Source organism: Mesorhizobium sp. M0028, from assembly GCF_040323855.1.
Taxonomy (GTDB): domain Bacteria; phylum Pseudomonadota; class Alphaproteobacteria; order Rhizobiales; family Rhizobiaceae; genus Mesorhizobium.
Genome location: NZ_JAMYVG010000001.1, coordinates 173,595 through 200,039 on the forward strand (window position 1 = coordinate 173,595; position 26,445 = coordinate 200,039).

Genomic DNA, 26,445 nt, shown 5'->3' on the forward strand with positions numbered 1-26,445 from the left:
AGCCATGGCCAACTTTGAAATCAGCTTCGACCTGTCGCAGATCGACTTCCGGGCGACGTCCGACATTTTGAAGGAGAGCTATTGGGGCAGCGGCCGCAGCGATGAACTGCACCGCCGCGCCTTTGCCAACTCACTGTGCGTCGGCGCCTATGTCGGCGGCAATCAAGTCGGCTTTGGCCGGGCGATCACCGACCGTACGGTATTTGCCTATCTCGCCGACATCATTGTCTGGCCCGGGTATCGCGGGCAAGGCATCGGGACCCGGCTTGTCCAGGCGCTTATCGACCACCCGGATTGCAAGACTGTCACCCACTGGAGCCTGTCTACCAACGATGCCCACGCGGTCTACGAGAAGCTCGGCTTCAGGCCTTCCACCGACGGCCGCTATATGCGCCTCGACCGCGTCCCGGCAGCCTGAACAGAGGCAGCGCACAACCGACCGTTGTTGCAAAATCGTCTCACTGGTTGGACCAGATGCGCTTTCGACCATCTACTGACTTGGGGCGGCGTTGAGGCGTCTCTATAAACGCCTTTCCGCGATCCCCTTGGGGAGGACCGAAATGCCAGGATTTGACATCGTTATGCGAGGCCGCGAAGCCTAGGTCCCAATCGGTGAGCCCGAAGGTTCTTACCTTTGCGGCGAAGCCGAGCTGAGAACAGGCGTTCGTCGATGCCGGTCGCCGCCCGTATTCGGGCGAGCCGCCAAATGTGCCGAACCTCCGCTTTCCTTGGGTGCTAATTCGCCCGACGCGGTTTTTTCAATTTCGACCTTTCCGGGATCGGGCTCGTTTGCGCCCGAATGACATCATGGCTCGTTTTCGAATAGATTTGCGCGCGGGCGCCTTTCGCAGCGTTCTTGGTTTTACGCTCAGTCATTGGCGGCGCCAGCCGTGGCGGCTTTCGCTGATCATGGCCACATTCCTGCTGTCGACCCTGGCCGACGTGCTGACGCCGCTCTATTCCGGCCGGCTGGTCGACGCCGTTGCCAGCAGTGCCACTGCCGACGATGTCGCATGGAATGCCGCGACGGCTGCCTTTTCGATGCTGGTGGCCCTGGCGCTCACCGGTGTCGTGCTGCGCAATCTCGCCTTCATGGCCATCGTCGAACTGACCCTGAAGATGATGGCCGACATCGCCGCCGATGCCTTCCACCGCGTCCAGCGCTTCTCCACCGACTGGCACGCAAACAGCTTCGCCGGATCGACGGTGCGCAAGATAACGCGCGGCATGTGGGCGCTCGACCTGCTCAACGACACGATCCTGATCGCGCTGCTGCCGTCGGTCGTCATGCTTGTCGGCTCGACGCTGTTGCTCGGCTGGTTCTGGCCGCTGATGGGCGCGGTCGTCGCGACGGGCTCGGTGCTGTTCATCGCCGTGACGACGATGCTGTCGCTCGGCTATGTCGCCCCCGCGGCAAGGCTTGCCAATGCGTGGGATACGCGGCTTGGCGGCTCGCTGGCCGATGCGGTGAGCTGTAATGCCGTGGTCAAGGGTTTTGGCGCCGAGGAGCGCGAGGAGACACGGCTTGCCGACGTCGTCGCCAAATGGCGCGCACGCACGCGGCGCACCTGGGTGCGCGGCACCGTCAACGGCACCACGCAAGGCACGATGCTGCTGCTTTTGAGGGCAGCGGTCATTGGGTTCTCACTGCTTTTGTGGTCGTGGGGGCAGGCGAGCGCCGGCGACGTCGCCTTCGTGCTGACCTCATTCTTCGTGCTGCAAGGCTATCTGCGCGACATCGGCACGCATATCCGCAATCTGCAGCGCTCGATCAACGATATGGAGGAACTGGTCGACTTCCAGTCCGAACCACTCGGCATCGAGGATCGGCCCCGCGCCAAACCGATCCGGATCACCGATGGCCGTATCACCTTCGACAATGTCACGTTCCACTACGGCAACCATCGCTTGCCGCTTTATCGCGACTTTTCGGTGGATATCGCGCCGGGCGAGCGGGTCGGGCTGGTTGGCCATTCGGGCTCCGGCAAGACGACATTCGTCAAGCTGATCCAGCGCCTCTATGACGTGACTGCGGGCAATATCCTGATCGACGGCCAGGATATTGCCAATGTCGCGCAGGCGTCGCTGCGCGCACAGATCGCGATCGTCCAGCAGGAGCCGATCCTGTTCCACCGGTCGCTGGCTGAAAACATCGCCTATGCCCGGCCGAGCGCCACGCAGGCCGAGATCGAACACGCGGCGCGCTTGGCCAGCGCGCATGACTTCATCGCCGATTTGCCGAAAGGCTATGGCACGCTGGTCGGCGAGCGTGGCGTAAAGCTGTCGGGCGGCGAGCGTCAGCGTGTTGCAATCGCACGCGCCTTCCTCGCCGATGCGCGCATCCTCATCCTGGACGAGGCAACGTCGAGCCTCGATTCGGAATCGGAGGTGCTGATCCAGCAGGCGATGGAGCGCTTGATGGTCGGCCGCACGACGCTGGTCATCGCCCACCGGCTGTCGACCGTGCGCGCGCTGGACAGGCTTCTGGTGTTCGATCGCGGCCGCATTGTCGAGGAGGGATCGCATGACCAACTGATCCGGCTGCAAGGCGGCATCTACCGCCGGCTGTTCGAACGCCAGGCGCTCGAACTGACCAAGGGCCTGGTGATCTGACGGTTACGGCGCGGCGCGTCTTAATGGACGCGCGGCGCTGCCGTCTTTTCTTCGTCTTCGTCATGTTCTATGTCTGCCGCAGAGCGCGGGGGCGCGTCTTGTCAACAGCAAAACCATCCGGTACGCCCCGCTCATGACAGTTACCGTCCGTTTCGCCCCGTCACCGACCGGCCGCATCCATATCGGCAATGCGCGCACCGCTTTGTTCAACTGGCTGTTCGCCATCAAGAACAAGGGCCGCTTCATCCAGCGCTTCGACGATACCGACGTTGCCCGTTCGACGCAGGAATTTTCCGACGCCATCCTTTATGACCTGCATTGGCTGGGCATCTTCCCCGATGCCACGGAGTATCAGTCGCGGCGGGTCGAAATCTATGATGCCGCACTGGAAAGGCTGAAGGAGGCCCGCCTCGTCTATGCCTGCTATGAGACGCCTGAAGAGCTCGACCTGAGGCGCAAGGTGCGCCGCACGCGTGGCCTGCCGCCAGTCTATGGCCGCGAGGCGCTGACGCTGGCACCCGAGCAGGTCGCGGAATATGAGGCCGATGGCCGGCGGCCGCACTGGCGCTTTCTGCTGCCCAACTTCAGCAGCGATCCGCTGCAGCCGGAGCGCACCGAAATCCACTGGAACGACCTGGTGCGCGGCGAGGAGACCGTCGACCTCGCCTCGCTTTCAGATCCCGTTCTGCGGCGCGAGGACGGCACCTATCTCTACACACTGCCTTCGGTGATCGACGACATCGACATGGGCGTCAGCCATGTCATTCGTGGCGACGACCACGTCACCAATACCGGCGTCCAGATAGCCCTGTTCCGGGCGCTCAGCGCCGAGCCGCCGGTGTTCGGCCACCACAATCTTCTGACAACAGCATCAGGCGAGGGGCTTTCCAAGCGCACCGGCGCGCTGTCCATACAGAGCCTGCGTGAGAGCGGCATAGAGCCAATGGCGGTCGCTTCGCTGGCGGTACTCGTCGGTACCTCGGAAAACGTCGTGGCGGTGCCGACGATGGCTGAACTTGCCGAGCGCTTCGATCCGGCGGCAACATCGAAATCCGCCGCCAAATTCGATCCGGACGAGCTCTTCGTGCTCAACCGCACGCTGCTGCACCACATGCCCTTTTCCGAGGCGCGCGACCGGCTGATCGTGCTCGGCATCTCTGGCGAACAGGCCGAGCCTTTCTGGCTGGCGGTGCGCGGCAATCTCGACAGGCTGGCCGATGCGGCGATCTGGTGGCGCACACTTCGCGACGGTCCAGAGGAGCCGGCGGAGTTTTCCGACGATGACCGCGACTTTCTTCGCCAGGCGTTCGAACTGCTGCCGGAGGAGCCTTGGAACGGCACCGTCTGGAAAGACTGGACCGGCAAAATCCGAGCGGCGAGCGGCCGTAAGGGCAAGGCGCTGTTCATGCCGCTGAGGCTGGCGCTTACGGGACAGCCTTCGGGTCCGGAGCTTGCAGATCTGTTGCCGCTGCTGGGTCGGGAAGGAACGTTGGCCCGACGACCCTGACCTTGCGCTGTTCGGGCGGCGGCAGGGACGTCAGCGAAGGCACGGGTTTGACGGCAAGGCGTCTGATCGCCTCACGGTCGAGGCCGCCTTCCGCGTTGGCCAAGGTCTCCGGGTCGGCGCCCGGATCAGGCCTGGCAACCGGCACCGGAATGAACGGAGTGGTCTCCACGTTCGCTTCGGATCGTTCCGGGCTGGGCGGGTTGCCGGCGATGATTTCGAAATTCTGCGCGGCATTGCAGCCGCATGCCGGCGGCCGTGGCATGTCGGACTGCTTGTAGAGGTAGGCCGTCGGCAGTTCGATATAAGGCCTGCCGGTCACCGAAGACGTCATGGACGCCGAATCGCTGTTCATGCCGCGCGTGTAGAAAACCTGCATCTCGGTGCCGGGGCAGCTCGATTCGCAATTCTTCTGGTCGCGCTCGAAATCGCCGAGCGAGGCAGCATTCGACATCGGGAAGAAATAACCGTCGCAGGTCCGCACACACATGGTGCGGAATTCTCCTCGCGGCTGGCCCATGTCGGCGTTGTTGAGCAGGGTGCGGATGTTGCCCGGCTGACTTAGCTCTTCAGCCTGGCTGGGCTCTTCACGCTGGTCGGGCGCATCGGATTCACTGCCCAAAAGCTGCTCGAGCAGGTTTCCGTTGCCGTTTTCATCGCTGGCTTCGCGAACCGGTGCGGGCTTTGATGGCGCCGCTTCGTCGCGGCAGCCATTGGCGTCAAGCGAGGTCAATATGCGCGCGCGATCGCGTCGCGAACCACCGCTGTCAAGCTCAGCGCGCTTGGCCTGCAAGTCGTCGAGATTGGCAGCCATGCGATCGATGGTGGCGTCGAGTGCCGCGCATACGTTGGCGTTGCGGCGAGACAGCGAAAAGCCGCAGCCGGCGCTGCTGGATTGGCTGACGGCCTTTGAAATCTGCTGGCGCTGCCGGGCGATCGCGTCGTCATATTTCCTGAGCAAGGCCGGTTTGCCGCCGCCACCACGAGAAGCGGCAGCAAGATCGGTTTCAAGCTGGCGGCAGAGGCGGGAGGCGGCCTGCGCCTGAGTGACGGCGATGTCGCACAGTAGCAGGGCACCGAGCAGCGCGGCGGCCCGCGTCAGCTTCCAACGTGCGCCCGTCATCGCTCCGGAACTCCGCCTGTCTGCCGTTCTGAAAGCTACCGCGCTTGCGGTTAAGCGTTTGTTTAGCATATCGCTGATTCCGGCTTCAGCCCAAATCGGCGATGGCTTGCGCCTTGTGCGCGGCTTCGACCACAACCAGCGCGTCATATCGACCACGCCGCACGGCATACTCGGACATTGTCAGGACCGCGACACCCTGGCGTTGCACGAAAAAGGCGTATTCGCCCAGAAGAATGCCTGGATCCAGCAATGCCCGGAGGCTTGGCATGACCGCGATTACCCGTCGAGCCGCAGTGCAATTTGGTCTTTTGTGCCTGGCGATGCCGGTTGCCATGGCGCAGGAAAAGCCCATCACGCCGGATTGGGGCACCAAATTGGTCGAAGCCGCCCGTGAGCAGATCGGCGTCACCACGCTCTACGATCCGACCTATACACGCCTGGCCTATCCGGGCGGGGACGTTGAGCCCGAGCGGGGTGTGTGCACGGATGTCGTGATCCGTGCCTATCGCCGCGCCTTCGATCTCGATCTGCAAGAATTGGTGCATGAGGATATGCGGGCCAATTTTGCCGCCTATCCGAAGGCTTGGGGCCTGAAAGCGCCCGACCGCAACATCGACCACCGCCGTGTGCCCAATCTTGCGGTCTATTTTGAGCGGCGCGGTGCTGCCTTGCCCGTCAGCCAAGACCCCGCCGACTATCGGCCTGGGGATCTCGTCGCCCAGATGCTGCCCGGCAATCTGTCGCATATTGCCATCGTGTCGTCCAATCGCTCCACTGTGGTGCCGACAAGAGGGCTGGTCATTCACAATATCGGTGGCGGCGCCAGGGAAGAGGACACTTTGTTTGCCTTCAGGCAGACAGGGCATTTCCGGTTCGGGCCAATCTGAGAAAGCCCACGGCTAGCCCAGATCGACGATGGCTTGCGCCTTATGCGCGGCTTCGACCACGGCCAGTGCCGTCATATTGACGACGCCGCGCGAGGTGACCGACGGCGTCAATATGTGCGCCGGGCTGTCGGTGCCGAGCAGGATCGGGCCGACATGCAGCGCGTCCATCATCGTGCGCAGCGCGGTCAGCGTGATGTTCGCCGAATCGAGATTGGGGAACACCAGCAGATTGACTTCGCCCTTCAGCCGCGAATGCGGATAGACGCGCTGGCGCAGCTGCTCCGATAGCGCCGAGTCGGCATGCATCTCGCCGTCGCATTGCAGGTCGGGCGCGATGCGCGCCAAGATCGCCGCCGCCTGCCGCATCTTCATGGCGCTTGGCGAATCGCGGGAGCCAAAATCCGAATGCGACAGCAGCGCTGCCTTGGGCTCGATGCCGAAACGCTGAATCTCCTCGGCCGCCAAAACGGTCATCTCAGCAATCTCCTCGGCGGTCGGATCGACGGAGACATGGGTGTCGGTGAGGAAAATGATGCCGCGCTGCGAAATCAGCATGGAAAGCGTCGACAGGTCGCGATCCTTGATGCCGGCGCGCGGCCCGATGATCAGCGTCACGTTGCGCAAATGGCGCTCGAAACGGCCTTCGAGGCCGCAGACCATGGCGTCGGCGTCGCCGCGCTTCAGGGCAAGGGCGGCGATCACCGTATTGTCGGTGCGCACCATGGTGCGCGCCGCTTCCGTCGTCACGCCACGGCGGCCGGCAAGCTCGATCAAGAGATCGACATAATGGCGGTAACGCGGATCGTCTTCCGGGTTGATCAAGCCGAAATCGACGCCGGGCTTGATGCGCAGCCCATAGCGTTTCAACCGCACCTCGATGACGTGCGGGCGGCCGATCAGGATCGGTTCGGCAATGCCTTCCTCGAGCACGACCTGCGCGGCGCGAAGCACGCGCTCGTCCTCGCCGTCGGCATAAATGACGCGCTTGGCGCTCGACGTCTTGGCCATCGAGAATACCGGCTTCATGACTAGGCCGGAGCGGAAGACGAAGCGGTTCAGCTTGTCGATATAGGCGGCGAAATCGGTGATCGGACGGGTCGCGACGCCGCTCTCGCAGGCTGCCTTGGCGACGGCAGGGGCGATGCGCAGGATCAGTCGCGGGTCGAAAGGCGAGGGGATCAGGAACTCCGGACCGAAGATCGGCGTCTCGCCGGAATAGGCACGCGCGGCAACGTCGGATGGCTCTTCGCGGGCGAGCGCTGCAATCGCTCGCACGGCGGCCATCTTCATCTCTTCGTTGATGGCGCTTGCGCCGCAATCCAGCGCGCCACGGAAGATGTAAGGAAAACAGAGTACGTTATTGACTTGATTGGGGAAATCGGAGCGGCCCGTGCAGATCATCGCGTCGGGCCGTGCTGCCCGTGCCGCTTCCGGCATGATCTCGGGATTGGGGTTGGCCAGCGCCAGGATCAGCGGCTTGGGCGCCATGTGATGGAGCAGTTCCGGTTTCAGTACGCCGGCGGCTGACAGGCCGAGAAACACGTCGGCGCCGGGCAGAACGTCGGCCAGCGTACGCGCCTCGGTGTCCTTCACATAGGGGTCTTTCCAGCGGTCCATCTCCTCGACGCGGCCCTTATGGGCGACCCCGAACCGGTCGGTGACCCAGATGTTTTCGACCCGCGCGCCGAGCGAGACCAGAAGGTTGAGGCAGGCAAGAGCGGCAGCGCCGGCGCCCGACGTGACGATCTTGATGTCGGAAATGGACTTGCCGGCGAATTCCAGCCCATTGAGCACAGCGGCGGCGACGATGATGGCGGTGCCGTGCTGGTCGTCGTGGAAGACCGGTATGCCCATGCGGGCTTTCAACTGCTCCTCGACTTCGAAGCATTCCGGCGCCTTGATGTCCTCAAGGTTGATGCCGCCGAAGGTTGGTTCCAGCGCGGAGATCGTCTCGACCATGCGCTCGATGCCCGGTGCGTCGATCTCGATGTCGAAGACATCGATGCCGGCGAACTTCTTGAACAGTACGGCCTTGCCTTCCATCACGGGCTTGGAGGCGAGCGGTCCGATATTGCCGAGGCCCAGCACCGCCGAACCGTTGGTGACGACGCCAACAAGATTAGCGCGGGCGGTATAGTCGGCGGCGGTTGCCGGATCGTCGCGGATTTCAAGACAGGGCGCCGCGACGCCCGGCGAATAGGCAAGCGCCAGGTCGCGCTGGTTGCCGAGCGGCTTCGTCGCCTGGATTTCAAGCTTTCCGGGCCGGGGGTGCTTGTGGAAGTAGAGCGCTGCTTCGTCGAGGTCGGATCGCGCCGCCTTCTTGCTTTCGCCTGTCATGACGGCCGCCTCCTCGGTTCAGTCCGTTTGGTGTTCGAGTCTCTTAGCATGCAGCCGCGGCTTTTCGAGAGGTGATATGTCGCAAGTGCGACGCTTATGGCTTCACGCCGCCGTCGGGCCGTCTGGTCTGCCATTGAGATGTCGGGACGACAGGCGGGTGCTGCGGCGAGCTGCGCCGCCGAATGTCTGCTCGGGTGGTTTGCGGATGATTAGGTATTCTTTCGCTAGTCCGCTGTGGCGCTGTTGCTCTCATAAAGTACACGAAAGAAACTCTTAGAATAGCGGTCGTACCACGCGGCAGCCCACTCACCGACAAGTCGCTCTGTCGACGACACCCTACGCCGGTAGTCGACTGTTCGGCGGACACCTCCTTCCTCAAGATCAATGTCCAGGTGGGTAAGCTTTGGGGTCGCATCCGAAAACCTGAGATACATATATGCAAACACGGCGATGTGACGTTTTCCCATTGACAAGCAACGATTTTCAATCGCCACCACGGCAGACTGGACTGTCGCGAAATCCTCTAGCCTAACCGCTCGTTCTAGACGAACGAAGTCAAGGAACAATCTCCTGTCGGCAATTGCAAGGCTGCCGTCGGCCGTGGTTCGAACCCCGTGTGACAGCAGTTTTTGCTTAACAAAGCGATAGATAGAAGACGCCATCCGCCGGTCTCATTTTCGATTGCGAGGCAGGACATAGCATGCGGACTAACCCTAGTCCTTGTGAACTGAGTGCCGTTTTGAGCATAATGTCGCCGTGTCTCGGGCTGGCCTGAGGGCGCCCGTAACGGGTCGAAAGCGGTCAGGGGAAACCCGTATTTCTGTCTCGCTCCTGCCATTCAGGAAGTCCGGCCGCTCTTATCCGCTCGATACGGCGGATGGCATGACTAATTGATTTGGCCGCATATGGCAGGTTTTCAGGAGTTTGCAGGTGGCGAAAGTAGCTACGCGCTGCCGCAAGCGATGTGCGCCAAATCTCTTCAGAGGCGTATTCCGTGTCCACAGCTATGATCCATGCTCTTCCGACAGGATGCGATGCCCGTACTTGCCGCGTCGCCAATCTCACAGCTTTAGAATAGTCGCATAGGGTTACGCAAAGGGTGTAAGACCGACGCTACGCTCCCGTCCAAAGACGGCTCCGCAGCGACTGCACCTCTTCCCGCGAAAGGGGCGCGCTCTCGTCTGACAGGAAGAACAGAACCTCCGAGATGCCATCGTCCGCAAAGTTGAAGTCGTCGCTCATGATCAGCGCATCGGCAATGTAGGCGGCTGCTTGGATCGGTAGGATGCCGTCTGCCAGCTGACCAACCAGCACGTCTACATGTCGACGATTAATGATCGTATTTGGCCCGTCAGTGATGATGACATGCCCCACGCAGCCGGGCTTGGATGCGGCGGCTACGCATTCGTTCACTTCGGCTTCAATCTCCCGCCAAAGCTCGTCGGGTGGTTTCTCGCCGTTGAGGAAGGATATGAGGGACGAGTGTTGCATTGCGGACCTTATGCTTACGGCTCCAACGTCCGCAATGGGTGGTAGTGGGTCAGTTTGAAGTCAAAAGGGACAGCCTGAATTGCCATGTGCTATGTCTCCGGTATGAAGACCTATGATTTTGATCCTATCGAGTTCGCCAAATTAGAGTTCCTATTGGCTCACGCCGTTAGTTTTCTCCATCAAGAGCGGAGCAAGGCCGAACTCGATCAATTCCGGGCCAAATTCTTCCCAATTGTTCATGATGCATATTATCAGGTTTTGGGATCCAAGATTGACGGACGCCAGTATGAGGCAATCTCTGAATCTGATCCTTGGGCTCCGGAGTTGCCTCCGGAGCGGGTTATCGAACTCCTAGCTGAGATATTCAAAGCTTAGATTTCAAACCGACCCACTACCCAATGGGTCGCTTCCCGCCGTTACCAGCGGGTGCCAAGCCTTGGATTCCGCCATTAGAACGCGCTGACGTAGAGACCTCCGTCCACCGGTATGTTCTGCCCGGTCAGGTAGCCGGCATGAACCGAGCATAGGAAGGCGCAGATCTGGCCGAATTCCTCCGGCGTGCCGAGCCGTTTGGCCGGAACGTCGGCGCTGATGCGCGCCTTGCGCGCGGCGGCGGCGGCCGGATCTTCGGGCGTGCCGGCCTCGTGCGGGCCGCGCAGCCGGTCGGTGTCGAGCTTGCCCGGCAGCATGTTGTTGATCGTCACATTGCGGTCGATCACCGTCCGCGCGACGCCGGCCAGGAACGAAGTGAGGCCGGCGCGCGCGCCGGACGACAGGTCGAGGCCGGGGATAGGAACATAGACCGACAGCGAGGTGATGTTGACGATGCGGCCGAAGCCGCGCGCCGCCATGCCGTCGATCACGGCCTGAACCAGCTCGACCGGCGTCACCATGTTCTGGGTGACGCCCTCGAGGATGTTTTCGCGATCGAGCGCACGGAAATCGCGAAGCGGCGGACCGCCATTGTTGTTGACGAGGATGTCGGGATCGGGGCAGGCGGCAAGCAGCGCCTTCTGGACGTCGGGTTTGGATACGTCGCCGACGATCTCGGTCACGCTGACGCCGAATTTCTTGCGCAGTTCAGCGGCGGCTTTGGCCAGCACGTCGGCGTTGCGGCCGTTGACGACCAGATCGCAGCCTGCCTCGGCCAGCGCCATGGCGCAACCGCGTCCCAGCCCCTTGCTCGAGGCGCAGACTATGGCCTTCTTGCCGCGAATACCGAGGTCCATGGTGATTTTCTCCTCTGATTGCCGCGGCAACCTACCCGTATGGCTGGACCAATCGCAACCGTCATACGGTTGTTGCATGAATCGGGGCATAGCCTCACGCGAAAGCAACGGTGACAAATGATGTCCGGCGCAGAGCCCCGCACTTTCCGCAGCATGTTCATCTCCGACGTCCATCTCGGATCGAAGGCGGCCAAGGCCGAGTTCCTGATCGATTTCCTGCGCCATCACGATGCCGATATCATCTATCTCGTCGGCGATATCGTTGACGGCTGGCGCTTGAGACGGAGCTGGCACTGGCCGCAGAGCCACAATGACGTGGTCCAGAAATTGCTGCGCAAGGCGCGCAAGGGCGCCAGCATCACCTACATCGCCGGCAACCATGACGAGTTCGCGCGGCAGTTCCAAGGTGTGCATTTCGGCGGCATTGTCGTCGCCGATCGCGCCATCCACGAGACCGCCGATGGCAAACGCCTTCTTGTCATCCATGGCGACCAGTTCGACACCGTCGTCCACAATGCGCGCTGGCTGGCCTATCTAGGCGACTATGCCTATGACGCGGCGATGCTGGTCAATCGCGTCATCACGCGCCTGCGCCAAGTGCTCGGCCTGCCTTACTGGTCGTTCTCGTCCTGGGCCAAGGTCAAGGTCAAGAAGGCGGTGAATTTCATCGGCTCGTTCCAGACCGTGCTGACCGAGGAGGCGCGCCGCTTGCATGTCGACGGCGTGATCTGCGGGCACATCCACCATGCCGCGATCGAAAGCTACGAGGACGTGCAGTACATCAACACCGGCGACTGGGTGGAGAGCTGCACGGCGGTGGTCGAGCATTTTGACGGCCGGATGGAGATACTGCATTGGGCGCATGTCCTGCCGGAGACTCCGGTCGGCAGCGAGGTGCTCGTGCCGATCGACATCAAGGGCAGGGCAGTCCAGGCGGCTTGACCAAACCCGGCCTCACCTCGCTTTAATCGGTTAGTCCAGCGGTTTCATCCACTTTTTCGCCGTGTTATGCAGCGGCTGGTGTGGTGGGCCGACCCGGCTGAATGCCGTGCCGACGGATCGCCTGTTAATGTCCTCGCTGCCGCCGCTTTCGCCCGAACAGCTCGTCAAGCCACCCCATTTCGAACTGCGCATGAGCTTGATCTTCTTCACGCTCTTCGTTCCGCTCGGAACGCATGTGCCCTATTTCCCGCTCTGGCTGCAGGCGAAGGGGTTCCATGCCGAGCAGATAGCCGTGATCCTCGCTGCGCCGATGTTCCTGCGCGTGGCGACGACGCCTTTTCTTACCGCTCTGGCAGACAAAGCGAGCGACCGCGCCAATGTCTATGTCGCGCTGGTCGCCGCATCGCTGATCCTGTCCGCCGGCTACCTCCTGCCGCCGACCTACGCCACGGTACTTGCCGTGTCCCTGGCGCTGACCGTCGTCTGGACGCCGCATTCGCCGATTGCCGATTCGCTTGCCCTTTCAGGTGTTCGCCGCTTCGGCTCGAACTACGCCGGCATGCGCAAATGGGGCTCGATCTCCTATCTCTGTGCCAATCTCGCCGGCGGTTTCATCCTGTCGGCAAGCGGTGCGCAGGCTGTTCCGGTGATCATCTTCGCGGCACTGTGTGCCGCGCTAGCCGCCGGACTGATTGCGCCGCGCCTCGGCCGTCCGCGCCGCGCCTCGCCGCTTTCGGCCGCCGATATCCAGCAATCGGCACCGAAACTCCTCAACCGGTACTTCCTCTACTTTTCGACCGGCGTCGGCGTCATCACCGCCAGCCACGCGTTTCTCTACGGCTTCGTGTCGATATACTGGAAGTCGATCGGCATCAGCGATTCGGTTGTCGGGCTGCTGTGGGGGTGGGGCGTCGTCGCCGAGATATGCATGTTCGTCGTCTTCACCCGGGCTTTCGCCTCCTGCTCGGTCGTCTCGATCATGCTGATTGCCGGGATAGGCGCGATCGTGCGCTGGATTGCTTTCCCCCTGATCTGGCCGCTCGGGCTTGGCGTTGGCGGGTTCTTCGCGATCCAGACACTGCACGCCGTCTCGGTGGCGCTGGTGCTGATCGGCCTGCAAAAGATGATCGGTGAGACAATCGCGGAAGAACGCACCGGGGCGGCGCAAGGCATCGCCTATTTCTCCAACGGCTTCTTCATGGCGGTGGCAACGCTGATTTCAGGTCCTCTTTACGATCGCTTCGGCGCGAATGGCTTCTTTGCGATGATCCCCATCGCCCTGACGGGCCTGGCGCTGATCGGGCTTGCCGCGCGTTCAGCCCCACAGCGCTGGCTCGGGCGGTGACACCAGCGAACCTTGGTAGACGAGACCTGGAACGCGGTCGCGGGCTAGCAGCAACGGACCGTCGAGATCGACGAAATCGGCATCCTGCGCCAACAGCACGGCCGGCGCCATCGCAAGCGATGTGCCGACCATGCAGCCGACCATGACGCCAAGACCCAGTTCGCGGGCGCGGTCGCGAAGCACGAGTGCTGCGGTCAGGCCACCCGATTTGTCGAGCTTGATGTTGATGGCGTCGTAGAAGCCGACAAGCGCGTCGAGGTCCTTCGCCTCGTGCACGCTTTCGTCGGCGCAGATCGGCACCGGATGCGCGATGTGGCGAAGAATACCGTCATGTCCCGCCCGCAGCGGCTGTTCGATCAAGGCGATACCGTGATCGGCGGCAAAGGCGAGGTTTGCGACGATATTGTCGTCATTCCAGCCCTCATTGGCGTCGAGAATGATTCGGCTGTCGGGTGCCGCCGCCGTCACTGCACGGATGCGGGCGATGTCGTTGTCGCCGCCGATCTTGACCTTGAGCAGCGGGCGCTGGGCGTTGGCGCTGGCTTGCGCCGCCATCGCCTCGGGCTCGGCGAGCGACAGTGTGTACGCCGTCTCAACCGCCCGTAACGGAACGGTTCGTATCATATGCGCCACCGGTGTTCCGCTGATCTTCGATTCCAGGTCCCAGAGCGCGCAATCGATGGCATTGCGTGCCGCACCCGCAGGCATGGCACCGAGCAGGGCGGTGCGGCTGATGCCGCCCGCGATCTCACCGCGCATCGCCTCGATCGTGTCGCGCACACCCTCCACGGTCTCGCCATAGCGCTTGTAAGGGACGCATTCGCCGCGCCCGGTATGGCCGTCTTCGCTGATGGCGCAGGAAATCACCTCAGCCTCGGTCTTCGAGCCGCGCGAAATGGTGAAGGTCCCGGCGATAGGAAAGCGCTCGGCCTCGACCGAAATGACACGCGCCATATTTTTCTGCTCCGGCTGTGCAACAACGATGATATCGGCAAATCGACAGGTCGGCCCCGTCAGGCTAAACAGGACGCCATGTTGACCATCCGCAAACGCGACGCAAGCGGCCCTGCCAAGGAGCCCGACCACCAGCCGCGCATCGCGATCGGCGAGGAGGGCGGCGTTCTCGGCTGCGCTTTCTCGGGAAGCTGGACGACACGTACCGTGGCGCTGGTCGACGCCGAGATGCGCAAGATCGAGAAGCGCGGCGGTTTCAAGACGCTGGCGCTCGACCTCTCACAAATCGAGAAGATGGACACTGCCGGAGCATGGCTGATCGACCGCCTGGTCAGCAGCTTCGAAAAGAAGGGCGTCGAGATCACGATGCAGGGGCAGAGCGAGATCGCCTCGATCCTGCTTGGCGCCGTCGGGGACGCCGTTCGACGCGAGCCCGAATCAGGTCCGGCAAAGCCGCCCAACTTCATCATTCGCGGGCTCGAGGCGGTTGGCCGGCGCGTTTATGAGATGCGCGACGATTTCCTGGCCGCAATGAACATCCTCGGCGCCACGATACGCGGCTCGCAGATGAAGCTTGGCCGCGGCCATGCCGTCAACATGGCGGCGATCTTCAACCAGATCGATCGCATGGGCGTTGGCGCCATACCGGTGGTTGTGCTGATGTCGGCCATTGTCGGTGCGATCGTCGCCCAGCAAGGCGCCTATCAGCTCAGCTATTTCGGCGCCGATATCTTCGTCGTCGACCTGGTCGGCGTGCTGATCCTGCGCGAGCTCGGCGTGCTGATGACGGCGATCATGATCGCCGGCCGCTCCGGTAGCGCGATCACCGCCGAGATCGGCTCGATGAAGATGCGCGAGGAGGTCGATGCGCTGAAAGTGATCGGCCTCAATCCAATCGGCGTGCTGGTGTTTCCGCGGCTGGTCGCGCTGGTCGTCGCGCTACCTTGCCTGACGATCATCGCCAACTTTGCCGCGCTGGGCGGCGGCATTTTGGCTGCATGGCTCTACTCCGATATTGCACCGGCAGCGTTCATTGACCGGCTGCGTGTCGCAATCGACCTCAGCACCATCTTTGCCGGCCTGATCAAGGCGCCTTTCATGGCCATGATCATCGGCATAATTGCCTCGGTCGAGGGCATGAAGGTTGGCGGCAGCGCCGAATCGCTTGGCCAGCATGTGACCGCCTCAGTGGTGAAGTCGATCTTCGTGGTCATTATCCTCGATGGGCTTTTCGCCATGTTCTATGCAGCGATCGAGTTCTGACATGGCGCTGCCGGGCACAAACACGACCAAGGTGGCGGAGAAAGCCAAAGAGGACGAGATCGTGCTGTCGGCGCACGACGTCACGGTGTCGTTCGCCGACCAAATCGTTCTCGACAAATTGTCGCTCGACATCTGGCGCGGGGAGATTCTCGGCTTCGTCGGTGCCTCCGGTGCCGGCAAATCTGTTCTCTTGCGCACCATCCTTGGCCTGACGCGCAAGCAATCGGGAACAATCAAACTGTTCGGCGTCGACGTCGAGAAGGCAAGCGAAAGGGAGCGCCTTCGCATCGACATGCGGCTTGGCGTGCTGTTCCAGCACGGCGCGCTTTTTTCGGCGCTGACCGTCCTCGAAAACGTCCAGGTGCCGATGCGCGAATATCTCGATTTGCCGAAGAAGCTGATGGACGAACTGGCCATGCTCAAGGTCGAGCTGGTCGGACTGCCGCCGGACGCGGCGCAGAAATTCCCTTCCGAGCTTTCCGGCGGCATGATCAAGCGTGCTGCGCTGGCGCGCGCTCTGGCGCTCGACCCGGATATCGTCTTCCTCGACGAACCGACTTCCGGCCTTGACCCGATCAGCGCGGCTGAGTTCGACGAATTGGTCGTCAAGCTGCGCGATACGATGGATTTGACCGTGTATATGGTCACGCACGATCTCGACACGCTGTTTACCGCGTGCGACCGCGTGGCGGTGCTTGGCAAAAAGAAGGTGCTGGTCGAGGGCACGATCGACGACATGCTCAGGAGCGAGGAACCCTGGGTAAAATCCTATTTCCGCGGAAAACGCGCCCGGCAACTTGATCTTGCGGCGCGCGCATAGCCATAAGTGAGCAATGGAAACCAGGGCCAACTACGTCATTGTCGGCATTTTCACGCTGGCCGCCATCCTCGCGGCTTTCGCTTTCGTCTATTGGACGGCGGCGATCGGCGACAAGGGTGAGACGACCATATTGCGCGTGCGCATTCCAGGGTCGGCTTCGGGACTCGGCCGTGGCAGCTTCGTACTGTTCAACGGCGTCAAGGTCGGCGACGTGCGCCGTGTCTATATCGACGTCGACAATCCGACCGCTGCCATCGCCGACACCGAAATAGACCGCAATACGCCGATCACCAAGTCGACGCAGGCCGATATCGGGCTTGCCGGCCTCACCGGGCAGGCCAATATCGAGCTCAAGGGCGCCGACCCCAAGGAGCCAAAACTCCTCGACGAGGCGGAAAAGGAAGGCCGTGTCGCTGAGATCGTTGCCAACCCGTCGGCGGTCACCAATCTGCTGCAGACGGCGCAGAACATCTTCACCCGCGCCGACAAGGTCCTTTCGGAGCTCGAAGGCTTCACCAAGGACGTTCGCGGGCCGCTGACGCAGACGGTCAACAATGTCCAGACCTTCTCCGATGCACTGGCCAGGAATTCGGACGGGGTCGACAAGTTCCTGGCCAGCGTCAGCTCGCTGGCGGACGAATTGAAGGGTGTTTCGGGCAAGCTCGACGGCACTCTGAAGGCGGCGGAAGGGCTACTCAACGCCGTCGACAAGGACCAGATCAAGAGCATCGTCGCCAATGTCGACACGGTCACTTCCAACCTCAAGGAAACCAGCAAGCAGTTCGACACGGTCATCAAGAACGTCGACACTGCGGTCGGCTCGATCAACGACTTCGCCCAGAAGACGCAAGGCACGCTGGCCAAGGTCGACGGCGTTCTCGACGGCATCGATCCGGCTGAGGTTCGCACCGCGCTGGCCAACATCCAGAAGGCCAGCAAAAACGCCAACGAGGCTGCCGCCGATATCGCCAAGGTGACCAACAAGTTCGCCAACCGAGCCGACGACATCGATGAAACCATCAAAGACGCGCACCAGCTCGCAGGCCGCCTCAACGATGCCTCGGTGCGAGTCGACGGTATTCTTGCCAAGGTCGACAAACTGCTCGGCTCCGGCCAGGCCGACGGCGTCATGGCCGACGCGAGAGCGACGCTGAAATCGTTCAAGCAGGTCGCCGACACGCTGAACGCCCGTCTCGGTACCATCACCGACAATCTGGCGCGATTCTCGGGACAGGGGCTGCAAAACGTCGAAGCGCTGGTCCAGGACAGCCGTCGTTCGATCACCCGCATCGAGGAGGCGGTAACCGATCTGAGCCGCAACCCGCAGCGGATCCTGTCCGGCGGCGAGGGCGAGGTCCGGCAGTTCGACGGCAGGGTGCGCCGTTGACTTCGGCCTCCGCCCACAGCAAGAACATAGCTTGCAGATACGCGTTGTTTCCACGATCCGGGGGGGATCGCGTTTGAAGTCGATCAGTTCAGGCAGCATCAGATCGAGTGGGTTGAAGAGCGGGGCGGTGTTGCTGGCGCTTGCGCTTGCAAGCTGCGCGGCCTTGCCTGGCGGCGGACCGGCACCGCTGGACACGTTCGAGCTTTCGGCGCCGTCGCTGGAAGCGCGTGCCCACAGCCGTCGCCAGATCCTCATCGCCCAGCCGTCGGCGCTCAAGGCGCTGGACAGCCAGAACATCGTCATCAAGCCATCGCCGCGATCGATCCAGTATCTCAAGGGCGCGCAATGGGCCGACCGGCTGCCGATGATCGTACAAGCGCGGCTGGCAGAGACGTTCCAGCGCTCGGGCAGCTTCACCGGCGTCGGTAAGCCGGGCGAGGGGCTGGCAATCGACTATCAGGTGATCGTCGAGATCCGCTCGTTCGAGGTGCGTGTCGATGGCGGCCAACATGCCGAGGTCGAGCTGTTCGTGCGCCTGTTGAACGACCGCAACGGCGAAGTGCGCGCTTCGAAGACGTTTAGCGCCATCGCGCCCGTTTCGGGCAGCGGCAACCAGGCCTATGTCGGCGCGCTCGACGCGGCGTTCGGTGATGCGGCCGGGCAAATCGTCCGCTGGACGGACACTGTCATCTGACGCGGCCGGAACTGCCGGGCGCAGCTAGGATCAAACTCAATCATCTGACTGCCCCAATGGCCGAGATGGGTGGTAGGTTGCCGTTCGGCTCATCTGCCAGGACGAGCACGTTGCGCCAAAGAAGGCGAAGGCGTTGTGCGTCGGCTAGCGAGCTTCGTAACAGTTGCTCAACCGGACACGACAAGTGCCGACGGTCCAATTGATCGCTGATAGTAATCCGTCCTGGCCATGCTAAAATTTAACGTCCCCGACGTCGCCAAATCGGGGAATTGCGACCAGTTGACGACGCGGGAGGTCGACGGACAAACCACGAACAGACCACAGGGAGGAAGCAATGTTTCGGACACTAATTCATCTTGCATTCTTGACAGCGTCAATTGTTGCCCTGCCATCTTACGCGGCCATGGCCGACGACACACAGATTGCGCGCGGCGAATATCTGGCTACGATTGCCGGCTGCAGCGACTGCCACACACCCGGTTACTTCTTCGGGAAGCCCGACATGTCGCGCTTTCTTGGCGGTTCAGATGTGGGCTTCGAGATTCCTGGTCTTGGTGTCTTTGTCGCCCGCAATATCACGCCTGACAAGGAGACCGGTATCGGAAGCTGGACCCCGGAGCAGATCGTCACCGCGGTCCAGACCGGCGAACGGCCGGACGGCCGTATGCTGGCGCCGATCATGCCTTGGCGCGATTTTGCGCATCTCACCGCGGATGACGCCATGGCTATCGCGGCATTCCTCCAAAGTGTGAAGCCGGTCAGCCATCAGGTTCCCGGCCCGTTCAAACCCGGGGAAACGGTGTCGGCTTTCATGATGCGGATTATGCCGCCGGGGGAAGCCGCAGCCGCTGCAACGAAGTAGGGCGGCTTTGATCGGAACGAGATTTTTCTCGCCGAATAGTGGGTGAATGTACCGCCTTGGAGATGGTGAGGCCCGATATCGGAACGGCAAAAATGGGTCGAATTCGGTCGTTCAGAGTGTTTGGTTTTTGACCCTAGAGCATTCTGCCCAATGGTGTTAGTTGGCACCGCAGAAATGCGGCTAAACAACAGATAGAGCAGGATGCCTCGTCATTTGAACGCATCCTGGGGTGTCGCTTCATGCGTTGATAGGATCAAGATCAGCACGGCGCGAAAAAGGCGGGAATTTCCCGCCTTTTTCATGTTCCATTGTCGTCTGATCAATGCAAGCGGCCGCTGGCGTGGGCCAGCATGGTGTAGACCTTGCCGGTATCCGACGTCAGGTAGGTCTGCGCCATGATGTTGTCGCGGTCGTTGCGCGACACGTCTTTGAGCAGCTTTTCGAAATCGTCGCAGTAACGATCGACAGCAGCGCGGAACTCCGCCTCCGACTGATATTTGCGGCGGATCTCGTCGAACGTCTGCTGGCCCTTCAGCGTGTAAAGACGGCGCGTGAAGACGTCGCGCTCGCCGCGCCGGTATCGGTTCCACAGCTCGATCGAGGCATCGTGATCGATGGCTCGGGCGATATCGACGGAGAGCGAGTTCAGCGATTCCACGACATGAAGCGGCGAACGCGGAGCGGGAGCCGGGCGCGGCGCTTCGGCAGGCGCCGCCGGCTTGGCGTCGTCTTCGCGCGATGCACCGGTCAGGAGGTCGCGCACCCAGCCGCCTTGCGGCGTGCGGCCGTTGGGGTCGCGCTGGCGCAGCGCTGTGTCTGCGGGACGTTCGAGGTCGAGCGTGCCGCGCAGCGCCGTCTCGCCCGAAGGCGCCTGCGGTGCATGGCGCTGTTCCGGAGCCGGAGCCGGAGCCGGGCGGCGTGGCGGCTCGGCGGCGCGTGCGGCAGGCGCTTGCGGCGCCGGACGCAGGTTGCGCTGTTCCGAACTGTCGGCGCTGCGGCCAGATTTGGCAACGATTTCAGAAAGTTCCTTCAGCGCGTTGATCTGCTCGGAAACGGCACGGCGGATAGCCGTGGTTGATTCCTTTGCCTCTTCCGGCATCTCGATGACGCCTTTCTTGAGCTCGGCTCGGGTGAGGTCGAGCTCGCTCTTGATCGAGCCGGCGGTGCGCCGCATTTCCTCGGTCGCATCGGCAAAGCGCTTGGTAGCCGAATCGACCACTTCGGAAATCGCGGCACGGATCTTGTCGGCGGATTCCAGCGTCTTGCCTTCGGCGTTCTGCAGCGTCTGGCCGACCAGATTCTCGAACGAGCGCATGACCCGTTCGAGATCTTCCGACTTCTTAACAAGGCCGACGGCGAGGTCCTCCAGCGACGATTGCCTTTCGAGCGTGTGCTCGAGGTTGCTCTGGGCCGAGCTCAGCAGATCCGAGGCGCTGGATAGCAACCGGCTGTGCTCGTCGAACTTGGTGGCGATAGAGGCAACCTCGCGCAAGGTCGAGGACGACAGCTCGGTGAGCCGCGTCGTGTTCGAATCGACAAGGCGCGCCGAGCTGGCGAAAGTCTGGGCGGTCTTTTCCGTGGTCGCCGCGAAGCTTTGCGTGCTCCCAGTCAGGCGTTCGTCGACCTGGCCGAGATTGGTCGCCGCCTGCTCGATCAATTGACCGAGCTGCGAGCTGGAGGCGGTCATGCGGCCGATGAGGTCGGCAACGCTGTCGGCAAGCGTCGAGCGCGCGCCTTCGACGGCCGACAGAGTTTCGGCCGTGCGGCTGGCGAGGGCGTCGACGAGGGCGGCGTTTTGAGTGCGCAGCTTCTCTGTCGCACGTTCGGTGACCTCTTCCATGCTCTTTTGCAGCTCGGAGCCGCCCTGGGCGAAGCGCTCGACCAGAGGCCGTGCCGTCTCGTCCAGGATTTTCGATATTTCGGCCGAACGTGCCGCAAGCATCGTACTGAGCTCGCGAGTATTGGCACCGATGGTCTTTGCAGCGTCGTTGGTGCTCTGGCCGATATGCTGGCCGACCGCGGTGAAGGTTTCGGCGATCGTGTTGGCACGCGAGACTAACTGCGCCTCGGCGTTCGAGACCTGTTCGTTGAGCTTTTGGCCCATTGTCTCGGCAGTGTAGGCGAGGCGGTTCTCGACGCTGGCGACCTGCTCCTCGACGCGGGCCGCTGTGGCGGCAGCACTCGAGGCCAGGCGTTCGTCGGCACCGGCAAGCAGCTGCTCGATTTCACGGGCATGGACGGCGAGTTCCTGGCCAGTCTGCCTGGCGCGTTCGGCAACCCGCTGCTCGGTGCTGGTGAAGGCACCGACAATGTTGTCGGCATGTTCGCCGATTGCGGTGCTGCTGTCGGCGATACGGGACACCAGGCGATGATCGGCCTCCTCGAAGATGCGGCCGATCTCGGACGCACGTGCCGAAAGTGCTTCGGAGCCTTCGGCAATGCGCGAAATAAGTTGCTGGTCGGCGGCATCGAAAATGCGGCCGAGATCCGACGCACGTGCCGCGAGAGCTTCGGCGGATTCGCCGATGCGCACGCCCAGCCGCTCGTCAGCTGTTTCGAAATTGCGCAAGATGTCGCCGGCACGTGCAGCCAGCGACTGGGCCGTTTCGATGGCGCGAGAGACCAGCCTGTGGTCCGCCGCGTCGAAGGTACCGGCAATCTCACTTGCTCGGGTTGCCAGCTGATCGGCCGTCTCCTGGGCGCGCGCGAGCAAGGTGTTCGACGTGTCGTCGGCGCGGGCAATCAGTGCGCTCGACGTATCCTCGGCGCGGGCGGCGAGGCGACGATCCGCCTCCTCGAAGGTGCGGGCGATGTCCTCCGCCCTGGCGAGCAGAGCGGCCGAGGTCTGCTCGGCGCGCTCGGCGATCTTGCGGTCGGCATCGCTGAATGCAGCGCCCGCCTGCTCATGCAGAGCGCTGGTGACTTCCATGACCTTCTCGCGCAGCGCCCCGGCGACGAAGACCGCGCTTCTTTCGAGCACACTGCGAACGTTGTCGACACCCGTCGACAGCGCCCGCTCCATGGTGCTGGCGCGCTCCTCGATGATGCCTGTCTGCCGGCTGAACGCCTGCTCGATCTTTTCCACGTCGGCAGCGATGGCATCGGAGATGTCGGTGCTCCTGGCGGCGATCTGGTCGATATGGCCGGACAGCGAACGGTCGACATCCTTGCGCGTGTCGGCGAGCCTGGAGAGATCGTCCTGCAATGCGCGGGTCAGCATGTCGCGGCCCTCGGTCAGCTTGCCGACATGACCGGCGACAATCTCGTCGACCTCGCTGCGGCTCAATGCAAGCCTCTCCAGATCGGCTTCCAGAGCGCGCCTGAGGATGTCGCGGCCTTCGGCAAGCTTCTCGACCTGGCCGGCAACCAGCCCATCGATGCTCGAGCGGCTTTCGGCCAGCTTGGCGAGATCGTCCTCGAGCGCCTTCGACAGGGTCGAGCGGTCCTGGACGAGCTTCTCCGCGTGGGTAGCGACAAGGCTGTTGACGTTGCCGAGATCGGCCTCTAGGGCGCGCGAAAACTGTGCGCGATTGTCGGTTAATAGCTGCGACTGGTCGGCGATGGCGCCCCTGATCGTGTTGAGATCGGCCTCCAAAGCGCGTTTGAGGATGTCGCGGCCTTCGGCCAGTTTCTCGACCTGGCCGGAAACCAGCCCGTCGATGCTCGAGCGGCTTTCGGCCAGCTTGGCGAGATCGTCTTCCAGCGCGCGCTTGAGGATGTCGCGGCCCTCGGCCAGCTTCTCGACCTGACCGGAAACCAGCCCGTCGATGCTCGACCGGCTTTCTGCCAGCCTGGCGAGATCGTCCTCGAGCGCCTTCGACAGGGCCGAACGGTCCTCGGCGAGCTTGTTCATATGTTCGGAGACGACGCCCCGCACGGTCTCGAGATCGGTCTCCAGTGCGCGCGACAGCTGACCGCGATCCTCCGCCAGCTTCTCGGATTGACTGGCAATGACGCCCTTGACGGTGCTCAGATCGGCTTCCAGAGCGCGTTTGAGGATGTCGCGGCCCTCTGCCAGTTTTTCGACCTGGCCGGCAACCATCACATCGATGCTCGAGCGGCTTTCGGCCAACTTGGCGAGATCGTCTTCGAGCGCCTTCGACAGCGTCGAACGGTCTTCCGCGAGCTTGTTCATGTGATCGGAGACAACGCCGCGCACAGCCTCCAAGTCGCTCTCCAGTGCCCGTGACAGCTGGCCACGGTCTTCCGCCAGCTTTTCGGACTGGCCAGCGATGACGCCCTTGATCGCGTTCAGGTCCGATTCCAGCGCGCGCTTGAGGATATCGCGGCCTTCGGCAAGCTTCTCGACCTGGCCGGCAACCAGCCCGTCGATGCTCGACCGGCTTTCGGCCAGCTTGGCAAGATCGTCTTCAAGCGTCTTCGAAAGCAGGCTGCGATCATCGGCGAGCCTGCCCGAATGATCGGCGATCAGACCTCTGATGTCGGACAGGTCGTTCTCGAGCGACTGGGAAAGACCGCTGCGGTCTTGCGCCAATTTCGCCGAATGGGCCTCGATGAGGCCATTGATGCCGGCGATGTCGGATTCCAGCGCACTGGCGAGTATGGCGCGACCCTCGGCGATCTTTTCGACTTGACCGGCGACAAGGCCATCGATGCTGGCGCGACTGTCTGCCAGCTTGCCGAGGTCGGCCTCGAGCGCGCGCGAAAGAATGCTGCGGCCTTCGGCGAGCTTTCCGACGTGCCCGGCAACCATTTCATCAATGATCGTGCGGGCTTGTACGAGTTTTCCAGAGTCTTCGTTCAAGGCCTGGGCGAGCCGGTTGCGGCCCTCTTCAAGGCTTTCTAGATGGCTGCCCAGCGAAGCGTCGATCGCTGCACGCGATTCGTTGACCTTGCGCAGATCCTCTTCAAGGGCGCGCGAGATCAGGCCGCGGCCTTCGGCAAGCTTTTGCACCTGGTTGGTCACCGCCGCATCGATTTCGGCGCGGCCCTCGGCGAACTTCGCCAGATCGGCCTGCATTGCCGCCGCCATCCGGTCGCGGCTTTCGGAAAGTTTGCGGCTGTGGTTTTCGACGGCTTCCTCGATGCCGGCGCGAGCATCCGCAAGCCGCTGGATGTCCGTATCGAACGATCGCGATACGACATGGCGCGCCGCTTCCATGCGCCCGGCGAAATCGCCGGCGCGGGCTTCGAGCATGGTCGAGGTCGATGAGATGATGTCGGCCATGTCGGCGCCGATCTGGGTCTTGCCCTGATCGATCATCGCCGACAGCGTCTCCTTGCTATCCTGGAAGGTGTGGGCGATTTCGCGCGCACGCTCGACCAGCGTCTCGTTGATCTGGCGTGCGCGAGCCTCCAGCGCGGCGTTGAGCTTCTGCGTACCGGTGTCGAGCGCCTCGGCGCGGGTCTGGAACTCGCTGATCAGCGCCTGGCCACGTTCGGCAAGCGTCCGCTCGATGCCGTTGAGGCTGGCTTCGAATTCGGAATTGAGTGTGCGCGCGGCACCGCCGAGCAGCGACACCATGCCGGTCGTGCGGTCGTCGAGCAGGTCGGTCAGCGACCGCGTCAGGCCATCGGTGGTGTCCGTCAGCTTGGCGATGCGGGTGTCGAGCAGGCTGGCGAAGGCCTCGCCCGACGTCGACAGCCGGTCGGTGATCGATTCGAGCCGGCCTTCCACCGAATCGAAGATCGACATCGAGCTCCCGTTGATCCTGTCGATCAGCGTGTCGCCGGATTCGTTGATCGTCATCGACAGCTTGGTCGAGGCGTTGAGAATGCTGTCGCGAATGATATCGCTGGCGGCGTTGATCTCGTCCTTCAGCGTCTCGTGGGCACCGGTGATCGAGGCGCGCACACGCTCGGCATGGGTGACGACCGCTTCGCGCTCGCTGCCCAGCCCGTCGACCAGCGAGCGGATGCGGGACTCGTTCTCCGAATAGGAGCGCTCGATCTGGTTCACCTCGCTGTGAACCAGCGTTTCGAGCTCGACGGCGCGCGCAAGCGTGCGTTCGATGCCTTCGCCCATGGCCGCCACCTCGCGGCGAACCGCTTGGCCGATCATCATGACGCGATCCTGGGCAAGATTTTCCGGCTCGGCCAGACGGAAGGCCACCTCGGTCATCGACTGCGCGGCAAGGCGCATCTCCTGAGCGCGGCGAATCATCACTGCGAATGCCCAGAACAGGATTACGGGCACGATTGCCGCGACCGCCAGGCCGATCAGCTCGGGACGGGCGAAAAACTGATCGAAGGTGCGGATGTTCCAGATGCCAGGTCCGAACAACAGGTTCGCGAGGCCACCGGCGCCGGCGATCCAGGCCAGCGAAACAAAAGCCACGACCCAATAGATCGTGTTCGAGGCGCGCCGGTTGAGGGTGTGCAGGAGCGTCTTATAGTCTTTTTGACGATCGTCGTTGGCCGGCGAGAAAGCTGGCGGCTGCGAGCCATTGCGCGTTGCGACGGGACGCAACTCAGCCGGCTTGGCTTTTGGCGCGGGATTTAGGTTCTGGCTTTGATTGGCGGCGGGTGCTGCATTCTGGGCCTGGTCGGGGGCAGGCGCCTCGTTCTGGCTGCGGCCTTCGCGCGCCAGTTCGTCGGCGGCTTGCGATATCTGCGCTTCCAGATCTTCCATGGATGCCGCGATGTCGAAGTCGCCGCCGGCATCGCCGCTCAGATCGATATCAAGTGCCTTTTCGAGTTCCCTGGCTACGTCGCTGTCGAGCGTTTTTGTCGTCGTTGGTTTCTTCGCCATGCCTTCGCTACCCTGTACAAGCTGCCGTGGGACTTATGGTTGTGCTTATTGATTCTGCCTAACGTGTCCCGCGCAGGAGGCTGAAAATGGACCTGTCGTATCGTAATGACACAGCGGGGTAAAGAAAACATGCATTCCGTCCGATACGTAAAACTTTAAATATAAGGTTAACACAGCCGTGATTCCGGCGCCGTTATCGCGACATTTTTCCGGGTCAATCATTAACCCGTTGTCCACCGGATACGCCTATTTTTTGCGGCGGTCGAAGAACGGAGTCTCAAA

Annotated in this window: 20 protein-coding genes; 12 read left to right on the forward strand and 8 right to left on the reverse strand. The window is 62.4% G+C overall.

Annotation, left to right across the window (positions count from 1 at the left end; translation table 11 throughout):
• Nucleotides 1–4 precede the first annotated feature (4 nt).
• From NKJ93_RS00845 to gltX, 3 genes are all read left to right on the forward strand, one after another.
• Complete coding sequence (locus NKJ93_RS00845) at nt 5–418, forward strand: GNAT family N-acetyltransferase (RefSeq protein WP_352482216.1); 414 nt, start codon at nt 5–7, stop codon at nt 416–418.
• A gap of 389 nt (nt 419–807) precedes the next feature.
• A complete protein-coding gene (locus NKJ93_RS00850; protein ID WP_352494565.1) occupies nt 808–2,613 on the forward strand; it encodes an ABC transporter ATP-binding protein in 1,806 nt (601 codons plus the stop codon).
• Nucleotides 2,614–2,746: 133 nt separating this feature from the next.
• Nucleotides 2,747–4,120, forward strand: coding sequence for a glutamate--tRNA ligase (gltX, locus tag NKJ93_RS00855; protein WP_352482218.1), 1,374 nt, complete (start codon nt 2,747–2,749; stop codon nt 4,118–4,120).
• Here gltX and NKJ93_RS00860 read toward each other — a convergent pair.
• Together NKJ93_RS00860 and NKJ93_RS00865 are read right to left on the reverse strand one after the other, a co-directional pair.
• Nucleotides 4,038–5,240 carry a DUF2865 domain-containing protein gene (locus tag NKJ93_RS00860; protein ID WP_352587032.1) on the reverse strand — a complete coding sequence of 401 codons (1,203 nt, stop codon included), beginning with the start codon at nt 5,238–5,240 and terminating at the stop codon, nt 4,038–4,040. The genes gltX and NKJ93_RS00860 overlap by 83 nt on opposite strands.
• 85 nt (nt 5,241–5,325) lie before the next feature.
• On the reverse strand, nt 5,326–5,508 hold the full coding sequence (locus NKJ93_RS00865) for a hypothetical protein (protein WP_023720079.1): 183 nt from the start codon (nt 5,506–5,508) through the stop codon (nt 5,326–5,328).
• On the opposite strand from NKJ93_RS00865, the gene NKJ93_RS00870 reads away from it, so the two are divergent.
• On the forward strand, nt 5,507–6,127 hold the full coding sequence (locus NKJ93_RS00870; RefSeq protein ID WP_051409694.1) for a DUF1287 domain-containing protein: 621 nt from the start codon (nt 5,507–5,509) through the stop codon (nt 6,125–6,127). The two genes, NKJ93_RS00865 and NKJ93_RS00870, sit on opposite strands and share 2 nt — an antisense overlap.
• Before the next feature lie 12 nt (nt 6,128–6,139).
• Here the strand turns inward: NKJ93_RS00870 and NKJ93_RS00875 are convergent, their stop codons facing one another.
• The 3 genes from NKJ93_RS00875 to NKJ93_RS00885 all read right to left on the reverse strand — a co-directional run bounded on the left by NKJ93_RS00875 (nt 6,140) and on the right by NKJ93_RS00885 (nt 9,955).
• Nucleotides 6,140–8,464: an NADP-dependent malic enzyme gene (locus tag NKJ93_RS00875; protein WP_352587035.1), complete on the reverse strand. Its 2,325-nt coding sequence runs from the start codon at nt 8,462–8,464 to the stop codon at nt 6,140–6,142.
• 801 nt (nt 8,465–9,265) lie between these two features.
• On the reverse strand, nt 9,266–9,466 hold the full coding sequence (locus tag NKJ93_RS00880; RefSeq protein ID WP_156948105.1) for a hypothetical protein: 201 nt from the start codon (nt 9,464–9,466) through the stop codon (nt 9,266–9,268).
• Between the two features lie 111 nt (nt 9,467–9,577).
• Complete coding sequence (locus NKJ93_RS00885) at nt 9,578–9,955, reverse strand: hypothetical protein (RefSeq protein ID WP_023720075.1); 378 nt, start codon at nt 9,953–9,955, stop codon at nt 9,578–9,580.
• A gap of 102 nt (nt 9,956–10,057) precedes the next feature.
• On the opposite strand from NKJ93_RS00885, the gene NKJ93_RS00890 reads away from it, so the two are divergent.
• Nucleotides 10,058–10,330 carry a hypothetical protein gene (locus NKJ93_RS00890; protein WP_023720074.1) on the forward strand — a complete coding sequence of 91 codons (273 nt, stop codon included), beginning with the start codon at nt 10,058–10,060 and terminating at the stop codon, nt 10,328–10,330.
• A 74-nt stretch (nt 10,331–10,404) separates the two neighbouring features.
• On the opposite strand, the gene NKJ93_RS00895 is transcribed toward NKJ93_RS00890, so the two are convergent.
• Nucleotides 10,405–11,184: an SDR family oxidoreductase gene (locus NKJ93_RS00895; RefSeq protein WP_352587038.1), complete on the reverse strand. Its 780-nt coding sequence runs from the start codon at nt 11,182–11,184 to the stop codon at nt 10,405–10,407.
• A gap of 120 nt (nt 11,185–11,304) precedes the next feature.
• Between NKJ93_RS00895 and NKJ93_RS00900 the strand changes: the two genes are divergently transcribed.
• Together NKJ93_RS00900 and NKJ93_RS00905 are read left to right on the forward strand one after the other, a co-directional pair.
• On the forward strand, nt 11,305–12,126 hold the full coding sequence (locus tag NKJ93_RS00900; protein ID WP_352587041.1) for a UDP-2,3-diacylglucosamine diphosphatase: 822 nt from the start codon (nt 11,305–11,307) through the stop codon (nt 12,124–12,126).
• Nucleotides 12,127–12,253: 127 nt separating this feature from the next.
• Nucleotides 12,254–13,471, forward strand: coding sequence for an MFS transporter (locus NKJ93_RS00905; protein WP_352587044.1), 1,218 nt, complete (start codon nt 12,254–12,256; stop codon nt 13,469–13,471).
• Here the strand turns inward: NKJ93_RS00905 and dgcA are convergent.
• Entirely contained in the window at nt 13,442–14,425 is a 984-nt protein-coding gene (dgcA, locus tag NKJ93_RS00910; RefSeq protein ID WP_352587047.1) for an N-acetyl-D-Glu racemase DgcA, read from the reverse strand. The genes NKJ93_RS00905 and dgcA overlap by 30 nt on opposite strands.
• Before the next feature lie 78 nt (nt 14,426–14,503).
• Between dgcA and NKJ93_RS00915 the strand changes: the two genes are divergently transcribed.
• From NKJ93_RS00915 to NKJ93_RS00935, 5 genes are all read left to right on the forward strand, one after another.
• A complete protein-coding gene (locus NKJ93_RS00915) occupies nt 14,504–15,688 on the forward strand; it encodes an ABC transporter permease (RefSeq protein ID WP_352587050.1) in 1,185 nt (394 codons plus the stop codon).
• A 1-nt stretch (nt 15,689) separates the two neighbouring features.
• Nucleotides 15,690–16,508 carry an ABC transporter ATP-binding protein gene (locus NKJ93_RS00920; protein WP_352587053.1) on the forward strand — a complete coding sequence of 273 codons (819 nt, stop codon included), beginning with the start codon at nt 15,690–15,692 and terminating at the stop codon, nt 16,506–16,508.
• A 13-nt stretch (nt 16,509–16,521) separates the two neighbouring features.
• On the forward strand, nt 16,522–17,895 hold the full coding sequence (locus NKJ93_RS00925; RefSeq protein WP_352587056.1) for an MlaD family protein: 1,374 nt from the start codon (nt 16,522–16,524) through the stop codon (nt 17,893–17,895).
• A gap of 127 nt (nt 17,896–18,022) precedes the next feature.
• Nucleotides 18,023–18,589: an ABC-type transport auxiliary lipoprotein family protein gene (locus NKJ93_RS00930; protein WP_502895843.1), complete on the forward strand. Its 567-nt coding sequence runs from the start codon at nt 18,023–18,025 to the stop codon at nt 18,587–18,589.
• 334 nt (nt 18,590–18,923) lie between these two features.
• Nucleotides 18,924–19,451, forward strand: coding sequence for a c-type cytochrome (locus tag NKJ93_RS00935; RefSeq protein WP_502904372.1), 528 nt, complete (start codon nt 18,924–18,926; stop codon nt 19,449–19,451).
• Nucleotides 19,452–19,770: 319 nt separating this feature from the next.
• On the opposite strand, the gene NKJ93_RS00940 is transcribed toward NKJ93_RS00935, so the two are convergent.
• Nucleotides 19,771–26,163: an apolipoprotein A-IV repeat region-like domain-containing protein gene (locus NKJ93_RS00940; protein ID WP_352587062.1), complete on the reverse strand. Its 6,393-nt coding sequence runs from the start codon at nt 26,161–26,163 to the stop codon at nt 19,771–19,773.
• Between the last annotated feature and the right edge of the window lie 282 nt (nt 26,164–26,445).

Excerpts from the sequence above, each read along its gene's own strand:
- NKJ93_RS00920 (WP_352587053.1), top strand. The coding sequence starts at position 15,690 with ATGGCGCTGCCGGGCACAAACACGACCAAGGTGGCGGAGAAAGCCAAA.
- gltX (WP_352482218.1), top strand. The coding sequence starts at position 2,747 with ATGACAGTTACCGTCCGTTTCGCCCCGTCACCGACCGGCCGCATCCAT.
- NKJ93_RS00850 (WP_352494565.1), top strand. The coding sequence starts at position 808 with ATGGCTCGTTTTCGAATAGATTTGCGCGCGGGCGCCTTTCGCAGCGTT.
- NKJ93_RS00860 (WP_352587032.1), bottom strand. The coding sequence starts at position 5,240 with ATGACGGGCGCACGTTGGAAGCTGACGCGGGCCGCCGCGCTGCTCGGT.
- NKJ93_RS00895 (WP_352587038.1), bottom strand. The coding sequence starts at position 11,184 with ATGGACCTCGGTATTCGCGGCAAGAAGGCCATAGTCTGCGCCTCGAGC.
- NKJ93_RS00890 (WP_023720074.1), top strand. The coding sequence starts at position 10,058 with ATGAAGACCTATGATTTTGATCCTATCGAGTTCGCCAAATTAGAGTTC.
- NKJ93_RS00885 (WP_023720075.1), bottom strand. The coding sequence starts at position 9,955 with ATGCAACACTCGTCCCTCATATCCTTCCTCAACGGCGAGAAACCACCC.
- NKJ93_RS00870 (WP_051409694.1), top strand. The coding sequence starts at position 5,507 with ATGACCGCGATTACCCGTCGAGCCGCAGTGCAATTTGGTCTTTTGTGC.
- NKJ93_RS00905 (WP_352587044.1), top strand. The coding sequence starts at position 12,254 with ATGTCCTCGCTGCCGCCGCTTTCGCCCGAACAGCTCGTCAAGCCACCC.
- NKJ93_RS00900 (WP_352587041.1), top strand. The coding sequence starts at position 11,305 with ATGTCCGGCGCAGAGCCCCGCACTTTCCGCAGCATGTTCATCTCCGAC.
- NKJ93_RS00845 (WP_352482216.1), top strand. The coding sequence starts at position 5 with ATGGCCAACTTTGAAATCAGCTTCGACCTGTCGCAGATCGACTTCCGG.
- NKJ93_RS00865 (WP_023720079.1), bottom strand. The coding sequence starts at position 5,508 with ATGCCAAGCCTCCGGGCATTGCTGGATCCAGGCATTCTTCTGGGCGAA.
- NKJ93_RS00915 (WP_352587050.1), top strand. The coding sequence starts at position 14,504 with ATGTTGACCATCCGCAAACGCGACGCAAGCGGCCCTGCCAAGGAGCCC.
- NKJ93_RS00925 (WP_352587056.1), top strand. The coding sequence starts at position 16,522 with ATGGAAACCAGGGCCAACTACGTCATTGTCGGCATTTTCACGCTGGCC.
- NKJ93_RS00875 (WP_352587035.1), bottom strand. The coding sequence starts at position 8,464 with ATGACAGGCGAAAGCAAGAAGGCGGCGCGATCCGACCTCGACGAAGCA.
- NKJ93_RS00935 (WP_502904372.1), top strand. The coding sequence starts at position 18,924 with ATGTTTCGGACACTAATTCATCTTGCATTCTTGACAGCGTCAATTGTT.
- NKJ93_RS00940 (WP_352587062.1), bottom strand. The coding sequence starts at position 26,163 with ATGGCGAAGAAACCAACGACGACAAAAACGCTCGACAGCGACGTAGCC.
- dgcA (WP_352587047.1), bottom strand. The coding sequence starts at position 14,425 with ATGGCGCGTGTCATTTCGGTCGAGGCCGAGCGCTTTCCTATCGCCGGG.